The sequence below is a fragment of the Mycolicibacterium grossiae genome (assembly GCF_008329645.1).
Lineage (GTDB): Bacteria > Actinomycetota > Actinomycetes > Mycobacteriales > Mycobacteriaceae > Mycobacterium > Mycobacterium grossiae.
Map to the genome: position 1 here is coordinate 3,429,235 of NZ_CP043474.1, position 12,956 is coordinate 3,442,190.

13 protein-coding genes are annotated in these 12,956 nt (G+C 71.9%); 10 read left to right on the forward strand and 3 right to left on the reverse strand.

Translation table 11 applies throughout. The features are described 5' to 3' along the window. Positions 1 to 27: 27 nt before the first annotated feature. The 5 genes from FZ046_RS16490 (at position 28) to FZ046_RS16510 (ending at position 3,551) form a co-directional block, all read left to right on the forward strand. Positions 28 to 897, forward strand: coding sequence for a class I SAM-dependent methyltransferase (locus FZ046_RS16490; RefSeq protein WP_070351707.1), 870 nt, complete (start codon positions 28 to 30; stop codon positions 895 to 897). Positions 898 to 972: 75 nt separating this feature from the next. Beyond that, positions 973 to 1,686 (forward strand): energy-coupling factor ABC transporter permease, encoded by a 714-nt coding sequence (locus FZ046_RS16495; RefSeq protein ID WP_070351708.1) that lies wholly within the window; start codon positions 973 to 975, stop codon positions 1,684 to 1,686. Continuing rightward, positions 1,683 to 2,030: a PDGLE domain-containing protein gene (locus tag FZ046_RS16500; protein ID WP_070351709.1), complete on the forward strand. Its 348-nt coding sequence runs from the start codon at positions 1,683 to 1,685 to the stop codon at positions 2,028 to 2,030. Before FZ046_RS16495 ends, FZ046_RS16500 begins: the two co-directional genes overlap by 4 nt. A 10-nt stretch (positions 2,031 to 2,040) precedes the next feature. Then, positions 2,041 to 2,817 carry a cobalt ECF transporter T component CbiQ gene (gene cbiQ / locus FZ046_RS16505; RefSeq protein WP_070351710.1) on the forward strand — a complete coding sequence of 259 codons (777 nt, stop codon included), beginning with the start codon at positions 2,041 to 2,043 and terminating at the stop codon, positions 2,815 to 2,817. Next, positions 2,814 to 3,551, forward strand: a complete 738-nt coding sequence (locus tag FZ046_RS16510) for an energy-coupling factor ABC transporter ATP-binding protein (protein ID WP_070351737.1) — start codon at positions 2,814 to 2,816, stop codon at positions 3,549 to 3,551. The genes cbiQ and FZ046_RS16510 overlap by 4 nt, the downstream gene beginning before the upstream one ends. A gap of 33 nt (positions 3,552 to 3,584) precedes the next feature. Here FZ046_RS16510 and mtr read toward each other — a convergent pair whose 3' ends face one another. Then, positions 3,585 to 4,979 carry a mycothione reductase gene (gene mtr / locus FZ046_RS16515; RefSeq protein ID WP_149484274.1) on the reverse strand — a complete coding sequence of 465 codons (1,395 nt, stop codon included), beginning with the start codon at positions 4,977 to 4,979 and terminating at the stop codon, positions 3,585 to 3,587. A 5-nt stretch (positions 4,980 to 4,984) separates the two neighbouring features. Next, positions 4,985 to 6,046 (reverse strand): alpha/beta fold hydrolase, encoded by a 1,062-nt coding sequence (locus FZ046_RS16520; protein WP_070351711.1) that lies wholly within the window; start codon positions 6,044 to 6,046, stop codon positions 4,985 to 4,987. Between the two features lie 208 nt (positions 6,047 to 6,254). Between FZ046_RS16520 and mqo the strand changes: the two genes are divergently transcribed. The 4 genes from mqo (at position 6,255) to FZ046_RS16540 (ending at position 11,063) form a co-directional block, all read left to right on the forward strand. Continuing rightward, positions 6,255 to 7,724, forward strand: coding sequence for a malate dehydrogenase (quinone) (gene mqo, locus FZ046_RS16525; RefSeq protein WP_246183054.1), 1,470 nt, complete (start codon positions 6,255 to 6,257; stop codon positions 7,722 to 7,724). Next, positions 7,721 to 8,176 (forward strand): GNAT family N-acetyltransferase, encoded by a 456-nt coding sequence (locus FZ046_RS16530; RefSeq protein ID WP_070351713.1) that lies wholly within the window; start codon positions 7,721 to 7,723, stop codon positions 8,174 to 8,176. The genes mqo and FZ046_RS16530 overlap by 4 nt, the downstream gene beginning before the upstream one ends. 35 nt (positions 8,177 to 8,211) lie before the next feature. After that, the gene (gene cobA, locus FZ046_RS16535) at positions 8,212 to 9,450 is read left to right on the forward strand and encodes a uroporphyrinogen-III C-methyltransferase (RefSeq protein ID WP_328514349.1); all 1,239 of its coding nucleotides are present in this window, start codon (positions 8,212 to 8,214) and stop codon (positions 9,448 to 9,450) included. 107 nt (positions 9,451 to 9,557) lie between these two features. After that, positions 9,558 to 11,063 (forward strand): MFS transporter, encoded by a 1,506-nt coding sequence (locus tag FZ046_RS16540; protein ID WP_246183055.1) that lies wholly within the window; start codon positions 9,558 to 9,560, stop codon positions 11,061 to 11,063. On the opposite strand, the gene FZ046_RS16545 is transcribed toward FZ046_RS16540, so the two are convergent. Then, positions 11,060 to 11,965 (reverse strand): LysR family transcriptional regulator, encoded by a 906-nt coding sequence (locus FZ046_RS16545; RefSeq protein WP_070351715.1) that lies wholly within the window; start codon positions 11,963 to 11,965, stop codon positions 11,060 to 11,062. The two genes, FZ046_RS16540 and FZ046_RS16545, sit on opposite strands and share 4 nt — an antisense overlap. A gap of 152 nt (positions 11,966 to 12,117) precedes the next feature. Here FZ046_RS16545 and FZ046_RS16550 point away from each other — a divergent pair, with 152 nt between their 5' ends. Beyond that, positions 12,118 to 12,954, forward strand: a complete 837-nt coding sequence (locus tag FZ046_RS16550; RefSeq protein WP_070351716.1) for an SDR family oxidoreductase — start codon at positions 12,118 to 12,120, stop codon at positions 12,952 to 12,954. The last annotated feature ends 2 nt before the right edge of the window (positions 12,955 to 12,956 follow it).

Below are 12,956 nucleotides of genomic sequence, written 5' to 3' on the forward strand. Positions count from 1 at the left end.
GCCCCGATTCCGACGAGGGGAGCGGGCATGAGCACCACCGACGACCAGGCCGGGCCGGCGCACGCGACCGGGGACGCACCCGCCGGCGACCGGCAACTGAAGGCCCGTCACCGTGCGCTGTGGGCGTCCGGTGACTACGTCGCCGTGGCCACCGAACTGATCCCGGAGCTGGGCCCGGAACTGGTGCGGGCGTGTGGGATCGCTGCGGGGGACCGGGTGCTCGACGTCGCGGCGGGCGCCGGCAACGCGGCCATCCCAGCCGCGCAGCGGGGCGCGGCGGTGACGGCGGCGGACCTCACGCCGGAGCTGTTCGCCGCCGGGCGTCGGCACGCGGCCGCCCGCGGCGTCGAGCTGGAGTGGGTGGAGGCCGACGCCGAGGCGATGCCGTTCCCCGACGACGCCTTCGACGTCGTGATGTCGTGCGTCGGGGCGATGTTCGCGCCGCACCACCAGCGCACGGCCGACGAGCTGGTCCGCGTGTGCCGACCCGGCGGGACGCTGGGCCTGATCAGCTGGACGCCGGAGGGGTTCATCGGACGGCTGTTCGCGACCATCAAGCCGTACGCGCCACCGCCGCCGCCCGGCGCGAGCCCGCCGCCGCTGTGGGGATCCGAGTCGCACGTCACGGAGCTGCTCGGTGACCGGGTGACCGACCTGCGGATGCGCAGGCAGACGGTGCGACTGCGGCACTGCCCCACACCGCTCGCCTTCCGCGAGTACTGGAAGCGCACCTACGGGCCGACCATCGCGGCCTACCGGTTCGTCGCCGACGACGCCGACCGCGTCGCGGCGCTCGACCGCGACTTCCTCGCGCTGCTCGAAGAGTGGAACACCGGCGGCGGGGAGGACGCGATCTGGGATGCGGAGTACCTGCTCGTCACCGCCACCGTGCGCTGACCGGCACGACGCCTCCGCTCGGCGTGCCCATCTGAACAGTTAGACAGGCATCGCCCCACGTCCTAGGGTCGAGGGATGAGCGTCACCTACAGCGCCATGCACATGAGCGACGGGATCGTCGACGCGCCCACCTCCCTGGTCTTCGGCGCCCTCGCGATCGCCGCGCTGGCGGTGTGCGTGTGGCGGGCGCGCACCGAACTCGACGAGCGGACCGTGCCGCTGGCCGGCCTCGTGGCGGCATTCGTGTTCGCCGTGCAGATGGTGAACTTCCCCATCCTCCCCGGCGTCAGCGGGCACCTGCTCGGCGGCGCGCTGGCCGCCATCCTGGTCGGGCCGTTCACGGGCGCACTGTGCATCGCGATCGTGCTCGTCGTGCAGGCGCTGCTGTTCGCCGACGGCGGCGTGTCGGCGCTCGGCACCAACGTCACCAACATGGCGCTGATCGGCGTCGCGGTCGGCTACGGCGTCGCGGCGTTGGGCCACCGGATCATCCGACGGCGCCGCACGCCCGTCCCGGTGCCTGCCCTCGGTGGCCTGGCCTTCGTCGCGGCGCTCGTCGGAACCGTGTGCGCGGCCATGGGTTTCGTGGTCGAGTACGCCGTCGGAGGCGCGGCGACGGCGTCGCTCGGCACGGTGGCGTCCTACATGTTCGGCACGCACGTGCTCATCGGCATCGGCGAGGGCGTCATCACCGCGCTGACCGTCATGGCGGTGGCGCGCTCCCGCCCGGACCTGGTCTACCTGCTGCGGACGTCGCGCACGCCGGCGACCGCGGCGGTGCCCGCGTGAGCGCACCCGCCCGCGGACGGGCGTTCTGGGTCGGCTGCGTCGCCGCGATCCTGCTCATCGCCGGGGGCGTGTCCTACCTCGCCAGCTCCAGCCCGGACGGCCTCGACGCCACCACGCTCCGGGGATGCGAGGTCGTCGAGGTCGACGGCGTCGAGCAGTTGCGCGGCAGCTGCATCGCCCAGCAGGCGGCGCCGCACGCGCTGGAGTCCGCGCCGCTCGCCGACTACGCGATCGGCGGACGCGAGGGCACCGGCGGCGTCGCGGGCGTCATCGGCGCGGTCGTCACGCTGGCCCTCGCCGGCGGGGCGTTCTGGCTGATCGCCCGCCGCAAGCGCGGATCGTAGGGCGGCCACCATGGGCGCAGGGCATGCCCACCCGCTCTACCGCGACGGCACGTCCCGCGTCCACCGGCTGCCCGCCGAGACCAAGGTGATCGCCCTGGTCACGTTCGTGCTGGCGGTGGTCGCGACGCCGCGCGAGACCTTCTGGCCGTACGCGGCGTTCGCCGCGGTCCTCGTCGCCGTGTGGCTGGTCGCCGGCATCCCGCTGCGGTGGATCCTGCCGCGCATGCTCATCGAGGTGCCGTTCGTCGTCCTCGCCGTGCTGCTGCCGTTCGCCGAGGGCGGCGAGCGGGTCGCCGTCGCCGGCCTGCACCTGTCCGTGCCGGGACTGTGGGCGGCGTGGGGCATCGTCGTGAAGGGCACACTCGGCGTGGCGGCCTCGCTGACGTTCGCGGCGACGACGTCGTCGCGTGCCCTGCCGCTGGCGCTGAGCCGGCTCGGCGTGCCGGGGCTGGTCACGTCGATCGTCGTGCTCATGATCCGCTACGTCGACGTGCTGACCGCAGAGGTCCGCCGCATGCGGATGGCCCGGTTGTCGCGCGGTGACTCGCCCCGCGCGCTGCACCAGATCGGTGCGATCGCCACGGGCGTCGGCGGCTTGTTCCTGCGGTCCTACGAGCGCGGCGAACGGGTCTACCTGGCCATGGCGTCGCGCGGATTCGACGGCCGCGTCCCGGAACTCGCGTTGGCGGGCGGACCGGCCCGCGCCGTGGCCGCCGACTGGCGGGCCGCCCTGCTGCCCGCGGCCGCCGCCGTGGTCATCGTCGCCGCGGCGTGGACGTGGCGATGACGGCGGCCATCCGCGTCGCCGGGCTGCGGCACGTGTACCCCGACGGACACGTCGGCCTCGATCACGTGGACCTCGAGGTCGCCGCGGGTGAGCGCGTCGCGGTGCTCGGGCCCAACGGCGCGGGCAAGACGACGCTGATGCTCTCCCTCAACGGCGTTCTTCGACCGACGGCGGGCACCGTCGAGATCGGCGGGACGCCGGTGACGCGCAGCACGCTTCGCGACATCCGCCGCCGTGTGGGACTGGTCTTCCAGGATCCCGACGACCAGCTCTTCATGCCGACCGTCGCCCAGGACGTGGCATTCGGTCCGGCGAACTTCGGGCTCGCCGGCGAGGACCTGGCGGCGCGCGTCGCCGAGGCGCTGGACGCCGTCGACATGGCCGAGCACGCCGACCGCAGCCCGGCGCACCTGTCCGGGGGGCAGCGGCGTCGGGCCGCGCTGGCCACCGTGCTGGCGTGCCGCCCCGAGATCCTGGTGCTCGACGAACCGTCGGCCAACCTGGACCCGGTGGCGCGCCGCGAACTGGCCGAGACGCTCCTGGGCATCGACGCGACCATGCTCGTGGTCACCCACGACCTGCCCTACGCCGCGCAGCTGTGTTCGCGCGCGGTGCTCGTCGACGGCGGGCGCATCGTCGCCGACGGGCCCACCGCCGACATCCTCGCCGACGCCGACCTGCTGGCCGCACACCGGCTCGAATTGCCCTGGGGCTTCGTCATTCCTGCGGGCTGACGCCCGCGTCGAGACACGGTCACACGATGCCGGTCACACGATGCCCAGCAGGGCGTTCTCGATCACCTCGGACAGCGCCGGGTGAATCCAGTACTGGCCGGTGGCGACCTCGGCGGCCGTCTGACCCAGGCTCATCGCCTGCACGAGCGGCTGGATCAGCGTCGAGGCCTGGTAACCCATGACGTGCGCGCCGAGGATGGTGCCGGTGGCGCGGTCGCCGATCACCTTCGCCACGCCGGTCTGGTCCTCCATCGCCCAGCCATAGGCGGTGTCGCCGTACTTCTGCGCCTTCACCACGACGTCGAAGCCCTGCTCGCGCGCCTCGGTCTCGGTGAGGCCGACCATCGCGATCTGCGGGTCGGTGAACACCGCGGAGGGGACGAACCGGTGGTCGCTGCGCACCATGTCCGCGGTGTCATCCCAGTCGCGCAGCAGGTTGTGCCGTACCACGCGCATCTCGTGGTTGGCGACGTGCTTGAGCTGCCACGGCGAGGACACGTCACCCAGCGCGTAGATGCCGCGCGCCGTGGTGCGCTGGTAGTCGTCGACCTGCACCAGGCCGCCCGGGGAGACCTCGACGCCCGCGAGGTGCGCATCGAGGGTGTCGCCGTTGGGGATCCGGCCGGTGGCGACGAGCAGCAGGTCGGCTTCCAGTTCCTTGCCGTCGTCGAGTTCCAGCACGATCTTCGCGCCGTCCTGGTGCGAGCCGACGACGTTCTCGTGGGTACGGACGTCCCACTTGCTGGTCGCGATGTCGGTGAAGGTGTGGCAGATCGTCGGATCGCAGTGCGTGAGCAGACCGTCGCCGCGCACGACGATGGTCACCCGCACGCCGAGCGCCGAGAAGACGTGGGCGAACTCGGCGGCGACGAAGCCGCCTCCGACGATGACCATGTGCTCGGGCAGTTCCGGGATGCGCATGACGGTGTCGCTGGTCTCGTAGTGCACGCCGCAGTCGATGATGGCCGGCGGCACGTTGATCCGCGATCCCGCCGCCAGGACCACCTGGTCGGAGGTGAACTCCTCGCCGTGTTCGGTGCGCAGCAGGTACCGCCCGTCGGGCTGGGTGGGCCCGAAGCGGGTGTGGCTGCCGTAGACGTCGATGTTCGGCAGGCTGCGCTTGTAGTCCTCGCCGCCCTGGGCAATGGGATCGATGCGGCCGAAGACCCGGTCGACGATGTCGCGCCAGCGCACGCCGTCGACGTGCGCGTCGATGCCGTAGCGGCCGCTGCGCCGGACCATGTCGGCCACCTCGGCGGCGTAGACGAACATCTTCGTGGGGATGCAGCCGACGTTGAGGCAGGTGCCGCCGAAGACACCCTTCTCGCACAGCGCGATTCGCATCTCGCCGTAGCGCGGGTCGAAGGCCGTGTCGGGAATGCTGTTCCCCGAACCGGATCCGATGATGGTCAGGTCGTAGTGCTCCACGCGTATCAGCCTCGTCTGGTTGGGATGTCGGAATGGGGGTCGGCGCCCGCGCGCCCGCCGTCGGCGCCCTGGGTGCTCACGCCGTCTCCGGCGGCGAAGCGGTCGAGCCAGCGGTCGAGTTCGGCGTAGGCGGCCGCGCGCGGCCCGGCGAGGGAGAGAAAGACGTCGTGCTTGGCGTCGGCGATCGGCGCCACGGTGGTGTGGTCGCCGACGCAGCCCGCCCACCGGGCGATCTGCGCGACGTCGAGCACCGCGTCGCCGCGCGCGATGGCCTCCGGGTCGGGAGCCTCGGTGACGCTGTGGTCCGAGCGCAGGATCAGGCTGGGGACGCCGACGTCCAGGCCGCGGTGCAGTCGCGCCTGCCCGCGCCGGATCGCGTTGATCCAGCCGAGCGTGACGGGGAAGCCGCCCAACGGCTTCCAGTCCAGGTCGTAGTCGAATTCGCCGGAGTAGTCGCGGTGCAGGCTGGTGCCGTAGCCGCCCGGCGTCGGGCGGCGGATCACGTGGCGCTTGCGCCACCGCGCCAGGGCGATCAGCGCGAGCGAGGTCGGCGCCGAGCGCAGGACCGCCGGACCGTGCAGGTCGAAGAACGGACTGTTGAGCACCAGGCCGGTCACCGCGCCCGCGCGGCCTGCGCGTCGCGCCTCGTCCAGCCACAGCGTCACGATGAGGCCGCCCGCGGAGTGCCCGTAGGCGATGACGCCGGCGCCGCCGGTGTCGTCGCTCACCAGGCGCAACGCCTCGTCGAGTTCGGTGTCGTAGTCCCGCAGGGACGTGGTGAAGTGCGGCGTCTGCCCGTCGCGCCGGGACCGTCCGCACTTGTGCAGGTCGAGGGCGTAGAAGGCGATTCCGCGTGCCGCGAAGCGGTCGGCCAGCTCGGTGTTGAAGAAGTAGTCGGTGTACCCGTGCAGGGCCAGAACCGCGCGTGCGGCCGGCCCGGCGTCACCACGGCGGACGAGTGTGGCCACCAGGTCGCCCTCGCCGTGCGGGTCGGCACCCAGCGGAATGGTCCGCTGCCAGTAGCCGGGCAGGACGTCGGGCTCCCACGCGGACGCGGTCGCAGTCACGGGTCAACTGTATGCCGCGCCGGGTGAGCCGCCGCCGCGCGCCGCCGCCGAGGCCCGAGGTCACGGAGGCCACCTGCGCCGACCGGCGGTTCGACCACCGGATAACCTGGGTATCAAGCCGAGAACCGGATGTTCGACACGAAGGATCGATCAGGTGGCCGAGTCCAAGATTGTGAAGACCGACGTCGTCCTCGTCGGCGCGGGCATCATGAGCGCCACGCTCGGCGCGCTGCTGCGGCTGCTCGAGCCGAACTGGAACATCACCCTGATCGAGCGTCTCGACGGCGCGGCCGCGGAGAGCAGCGACCCGTGGAACAACGCGGGTACCGGCCACTCGGCGCTGTGTGAGCTGAACTACACCCCGCAGCGCGGTGACGGCACCATCGACATCAGCAAGGCCGTGCACGTCAACGAGCAGTTCCAGGTGTCCCGCCAGTTCTGGACCTACGCGGTCGAGAACGGAGTGCTGCCCGACGTCCGCAGCTTTCTCAACCCCATCCCGCACGTCAGCTTCGTGCACGGCGCCAAGGACACCGCCTACCTGCGGGCCCGCTACGACGCGCTCGTCACCAACCCGCTGTTCGCCACCATGGAGTACATCGGCGACGCCGACGAGTTCGCCCGCCGCCTGCCCTTCATGGCCGCCAAGCGCGACTTCCGCGAGCCGGTGGCGCTGAACTGGACGCAGGACGGCACCGACGTCGACTTCGGTTCGCTGTCACGGCAACTCATCGGCTACACCGCTCAACGCGGCATGGCGACGCTGTTCGGCCACGAGGTGCGCGATCTGCGCAAGGAGTCCGACGGCAGCTGGACGCTGAAGGTCACCAACCGGCGCACCGGCGGCAAGCAGAAGATCAACGCCAGGTTCGTCTTCGTCGGGGCCGGCGGCGGTGCGCTGCCGCTACTGCAGAAGTCCGGCATCAAGGAGGCCAAGGGATTCGGCGGCTTCCCGGTCGGCGGCCAGTGGCTGCGCAGCGCCAACCCCGACCTCGCAGCCGCCCACCAGGCCAAGGTGTACGGCGCCCCGCCGCTGGGCGCCCCGCCGATGTCGGTGCCGCACTTGGACACGCGCGTCATCAACGGCCGGTCCTACCTGCTGTTCGGCCCCTTCGCGGGGTGGTCGCCGAAGTTCCTCAAGCAGGGCAAGGTGACCGACCTGCCGTTCTCGGTGAAGCCGAACAACCTCGCCTCGATGCTGGGCGTGGGCCTCACGGAGATGAGTCTGCTCAAGTACCTGATCGGCCAGCTCGCGCTCAGCGAGGCCGACCGCGTCGACGCCCTGCGCGAATTCGCCCCCAGCGCACGGGATTCCGACTGGGAACTCGACATCGCCGGGCAGCGCGTGCAGGTCATCCGCCGCAAGGGCGCCGGCGGCGTGCTGGAGTTCGGCACCACGGTGCTGTCCGCCGAGGACGGCTCGATCGCCGGCCTGCTGGGTGCCTCGCCCGGCGCGTCGACCGCGGTGCCGGCGATGCTCGACGTCATGGAGCGCTGCTTCGCCGACCGCTGGGCCGGCTGGCAGCCGCGTCTGCGGGAGATGGTCCCGTCGCTGGGCGTGGCACTGTCCAAGGAGCCGAAGCTGTTCGAGGAAGTCTGGAGCCGGGGCACCCACGTGCTCAAGCTCGACGAGCCGAAGGCGCAGGCCGCGGCGGCCGCCGCGGCTCTGACGTCGTGACGGTCGCGCTGCGGCGCAGCTGGGCCAAGGACCTCGACGCGGCAACGTTGTACGAGTTGCTCAAGCTGCGCGTCGAGGTGTTCGTCGTCGAGCAGGCCACGCCCTATCCGGAACTCGACGGCCGCGACTTGTTGTCCGAGACGCGTCACTTCTGGCTCGAGGACGCCGACGGCGTCGTGGCGTCGACGCTGCGGCTGATGGAGGAACACCCCGGTGGGGAGAAGGCCTTCCGCATCGGGCGGGTCTGCACGAAGCGCAGCGAACGTGGGCACGGTCACACCAATCGGCTCATGCAGGCCGCGCTCGCCGAGGTCGGCGACTACCCGTGCCGCATCAATGCGCAGACCTATCTCGAGGACATGTACGCCAAGCACGGCTTCGTCCGTGTCGGTGAGGAATTCCTCGACGACGGCATCCCGCACGTCTCAATGCTCCGTAGCGGCAACCTCTAAGCTCTTCGGGTGATGCGCACCCGAGGAGACCGTCCGTGACCGACGACCCGTTCGTGCCCGACGGACGGACCGACGACGCCTACCTCGTGGGCCTGCGTCTGTCCGGCCGCCGGGTCGTCGTGGTCGGTGGCGGGACCGTCGCGCAGCGTCGACTGCCGCTGCTGCTCGCCAACGGTGCGGAGGTGCACGTCGTCGCCCGCGCCGCGACGCCCGCCGTGGAGGCGCTGCGCGACCAGCGCCCCGGCATCACGCTCGAACTGCGCGACTACCGCGACGGCGACCTCGACGGCGCCTGGTACGCGATCGCCGCCACCGACGACCCGGACGTCAACGCCGCCATCGTCGCCGAGGCCGAACGGAACCGGATCTTCTGCGTGCGGGCGGACGTGGCCCGCGACGGCACGGCGGTCACGCCGGCGTCGTTCGAGTACGACGGCCTGTCGGTCGGCGTGCTCGCCGGCGGCGACCACCGGCGCTCGGCCGCGATCCGGTCGGCCATCAACGAGGGTCTGCAGAGCGGCGTGCTGGCCGACTCGCGCTCCGACGCGCTGCGCGGGCAGGTGGCGTTGGTCGGCGGGGGACCGGGCGACCCCGAACTCATCACCGTGCGCGGTCGCCGGCTGCTCGCGCAGGCCGACGTCGTCGTCGCCGACCGCCTGGCGCCCCCGGAGCTGCTCGCCGAACTCTCCCCGCACGTCGAGGTGATCGACGCCGCGAAGATCCCCTACGGCCGGGCGATGGCGCAGGAGGCGATCAACGCGGTGCTCGTCGAGCGGGCCCGCGCCGGCAAGTTCGTGGTGCGCCTCAAGGGCGGCGACCCGTTCGTCTACGCGCGTGGCTACGAGGAGGTGGTGGCGTGCGCCGAGGCGGGCGTCCCCGTCACCGTCGTTCCGGGCGTCACCAGCGCGATCGCGGTGCCTGCGCTGGCGGGCGTGCCGGTGACCCACCGCGCGGTGAACCACGAGTTCGTGGTGGTCAGCGGACACCTCGCACCCGAGCATCCCGAATCGTTAGTGAATTGGGATGCGCTGGCCGCGCTGTCCGGCACGCTGGTCCTGCTGATGGCCGTCGAGCGCATCGAGCTGTTCGCCGCGGTCCTGCTCGCGGGCGGCCGACCTGCGGATACGCCGGTGATCGTGGTGCAGCACGGCACGACGGCCGCGCAGCGGACGCTGCGGTCGACCCTGGCCACGGCCGCCGAGGACATCCGCGCGGAGGGCATCAGGCCCCCCGCGATCATCGTGATCGGGCCCGTCGCGGCCTTCGGCGGTTAAAGGATTTCTAAGATTACTGTAAGGTAACCTGCATGACGGCTCTCAACGATGCCGAGCGCGCCGCTGCCCGTCGTCCGTCCGAGAACGAAGGCGAAGGGGCGCTCCCCATGCCGATCACGCCCACGCAGATCGTGCGTAGTAGCTGGTACCCGACCTGGATGCCGTCGCGGCGGTTCCTCGCCGCGGTGATCGCGATCGGCGGCATGCAGCTGCTGGCCACCATGGACAGCACCGTCGCGATCGTCGCGCTGCCGAAGATTCAGGACGAGCTGAACCTCTCCGACGCCGGGCGCAGCTGGGTGATCACCGCCTACGTGCTGACCTTCGGCGGCCTGATGCTCCTCGGCGGCCGGCTGGGCGACACCATCGGCCGCAAGCGCACGTTCATCGTCGGCGTCTCGCTGTTCACCATCGCCTCCATCCTGTGCGGCATCGCGTGGGACGAGAGCACGCTGGTGGTGGCACGGTTGCTGCAGGGCGTCGGTTCGGCCATCGCCTCGCCGACCGGCCTCGCGCTCATCGCGACCACCTTCCCGAAGGGGCCGGCCCGCAACGCCGCCACCGCCGTCTTCGCCGCCATGACCGGCGTCGGCTCGGTCATGGGCCTCGTGGTGGGCGGCGCCCTGACCGAGGTGTCGTGGCGGTGGGCGTTCCTGGTGAACGTGCCGATCGGCATCGTCATGATCTACCTGGCCCGCAAGACGCTGCGGGAGACCAACCGCGAGCGCATGAAGCTCGACGCGGCGGGCGCCATCCTCGCCACCCTCGCGTGCACGGCCGCGGTGTTCGGCTTCTCGATGGGTCCGGAGCGTGGCTGGCTGTCGCCGCTGACGCTCGGCTCCTGCCTGGCGGCGTTCGCGTTCTTCGCCGCCTTCGTCTACGTCGAACGCACCGCGGTCAACCCCGTGGTCCCGTTCAGCCTGTTCCGCGAGCGCAACCGGCTCGCGACCTTCGCCGCGGTGTTCCTCGCCGGTGGCGTGATGTTCACGCTGACGGTGCTCATCGGCCTGTACGTGCAGGACATCATGGGCTACAGCGCCCTGCGGGCCGGCATCGGCTTCATCCCGTTCGTCATCGCCCTGGGCATCGGTCTCGGGCTGTCCTCGTTCCTGGCGTCGCGGTTCCCGCCGCGGCTGCTGGTGATCGGCGGCGGTGTCCTGGTGCTGGCCGCGATGCTCTATGGCTCGACGCTGCACGGCGACATCCCGTACTTCCCGAACCTGGTGCTCCCCATCACCGTCGGCGGCTTCGGCATCGGCATGATCGTGGTGCCGCTGATGATCTCGGCCATCGCCGGCGTCGGATTCGACGAGATCGGACCGGTCTCGGCCATCGCGTTGATGCTGCAGAACCTGGGTGGTCCCGTGGTCCTCGCGATCATCCAGGCCGTGATCACCTCCCGCACGCTGTACCTCGGCGGCACGACCGGGCCGGTGAAGAACATGGACGCCGCGCAGCTGCGCGCCCTGGATCAGGGCTACACCTACGGGCTGCTCTGGGTTGCCGCCGTCGCCGTCGTCGTGGGTGCCGTCGCCCTGTTCATCGGCTACACCGCCGAGCAGGTGGCGCACGCCCAGGAGGTCAAGGACGCGATCGACGCCGGCGAACTCTAGCCGGGGCGCACGTCGCGTGCGGCCGCGCCGAGCGCGTCGACGACCGCCGCCACGGGGGCGGACGGGCCGGGATGGGTCAGCGCCAGCGTGACGCGGCCCAGCCAGTTCGGGTCGTCGACGCGTCGCGTCACCACCCCCGCGGGGACCGACGGCGCCGCCAGCTCCGGCAGCACGCACACGCCCAGGCCGGCCGCGACCAGCCCCAGTCGGGCGGGCCAGTCGCGCACGCGGTAGCGCACCACCGGGTCGGTCAGCGTCGGCCAGGCACCGAACTGCGGGTCGCCGGGCGCACCCGTCCCGACGATCCACGGTTGGACCGCGAGATCGCCCACCGCCACCGGATCCGCTGCGGCGAGGCGGTGCTCGGCGGGCAGCGCCACGCACAGGTCGCCGGCGTCGAGGCGCCGTCGCGACAGCCCGTCGAGGTCGTACTCCGACAGCCCCGCGCCCGCGCCGATCACCGCGACGTCCACCCGGCCCGCGCGCAGGTCGCGGAGCAGCGCCGGGGTGGCGGCCTCGGTCAGGGACACCGCGAGGCCGGGATGCTCGCGGGCGAGTCGCGCGAGGGCGGCCGGGACCAGCGCGGCCGCGGCGGTCGGGAATGCGCCGAGGCCGACGCGCCCGCCCAGACGGTCACCGAGACCGCTCAGGTCCCGGGTCAGTGCGTCGATGCCGCCGAGGATGCGCGCCGCGTGCTCGGCGACGACGGCCCCCGCCGCGGTCACGTGCACCCCGCCCGCGTGTCGCGCGAACAGCGCGTGCCCCGCGGCGGCCTCCATCGCCGCGACCTGCCGGGAGATCGCCGGCTGCGAGTACCCCAGCGCGCGGGCGGCGGCGCTGAACGACCCGAGGTGGGCGATTTCCTGGCAGACCCGCAGCCCCGTCAGCGTCAGTTCGGTCATGTGGTCGCCTCAGTCATGCGGTCAGCTCAATCATCCGGTCAGCCTAGTCATGCGGATCGTGCATGGCCTCGCGGCGAAACGCTCATCTCCGGTATGGACTGCCGCCGCACGCCGCGCGGTTGAGTGAAGAGACACCGACAGGAGGAACCACGATGCCGAAATTCACGACGCCGAACACCTGGCTCATCACCGGCACCTCACGCGGCATGGGACGCGAGATGGTCGAGCAACTGCTGCGCCGCGGCGACACCGTGATCGCGACGCTGCGCAACCCCGACGACCTGGCCGACCTCGCCGACCACTACGGCGACGCGTTGACCACCGAGCGGCTCGACGTCACCGACACGGCCGCACTGCGCGAGGCGGTCGACCGCGCCTTCGCGACGCACGACCGCATCGACGTCGTGGCGTCCAACGCCGGCTACGGCGTGTTCGGCACCGCCGAGGACCTCACCGACGAGCAGGTCGACGCGATGATCGCCACGAATCTGACCGCCTCGATCCAACTGGCCCGCACCGCCGTCGGACACCTGCGCCGCCAAGGCGGCGGCACGCTGGTGCAGATGTCGAGCATGGGCGGGCACCTGTCCTTTCCCGGCTTCTCGCTCTACCACGTGACCAAGTGGGGGATCGAGGGCTTCTACGACGCACTGGCCCAGGAGGTCGAACCGTTCGGCATTCGCACCGTCCTGGTCGCCCCGGGCGTGGTCCGCACCGGATTCTTCGACGCCGCACCCCGCGTGCCGGTCAGCGCGCCCTACGTCGGCGGGCCCGCCGACCGGCCGGCACCGACCCTCGAGGAGATGGTCGACAGCCAGGAGAAGACCGTCGCGGCGATCCTGCGCGCCGCCGACGCCGAGGACCCGCCGCGCCGCCTCGTCCTCGGGTCGGACGCCTGGCAGCTCGTCACCGACGCGCTGACCGACCGGCTCGCCGAGGTCACCGCCCAGCGGGAGAACGCCGCGACGGCGGACCTCACGACGCCGTGATG

Coding starts and splice junctions, on each gene's coding strand:
- FZ046_RS16545 (WP_070351715.1), bottom strand. CDS start 11,965: ATGACCGAACTGACGCTGACGGGGCTGCGGGTCTGCCAGGAAATCGCC.
- FZ046_RS16540 (WP_246183055.1), top strand. CDS start 9,558: ATGCCGATCACGCCCACGCAGATCGTGCGTAGTAGCTGGTACCCGACC.
- FZ046_RS16495 (WP_070351708.1), top strand. CDS start 973: ATGAGCGTCACCTACAGCGCCATGCACATGAGCGACGGGATCGTCGAC.
- cbiQ (WP_070351710.1), top strand. CDS start 2,041: ATGGGCGCAGGGCATGCCCACCCGCTCTACCGCGACGGCACGTCCCGC.
- FZ046_RS16510 (WP_070351737.1), top strand. CDS start 2,814: ATGACGGCGGCCATCCGCGTCGCCGGGCTGCGGCACGTGTACCCCGAC.
- FZ046_RS16550 (WP_070351716.1), top strand. CDS start 12,118: ATGCCGAAATTCACGACGCCGAACACCTGGCTCATCACCGGCACCTCA.
- mqo (WP_246183054.1), top strand. CDS start 6,255: ATGAGCGCCACGCTCGGCGCGCTGCTGCGGCTGCTCGAGCCGAACTGG.
- FZ046_RS16490 (WP_070351707.1), top strand. CDS start 28: ATGAGCACCACCGACGACCAGGCCGGGCCGGCGCACGCGACCGGGGAC.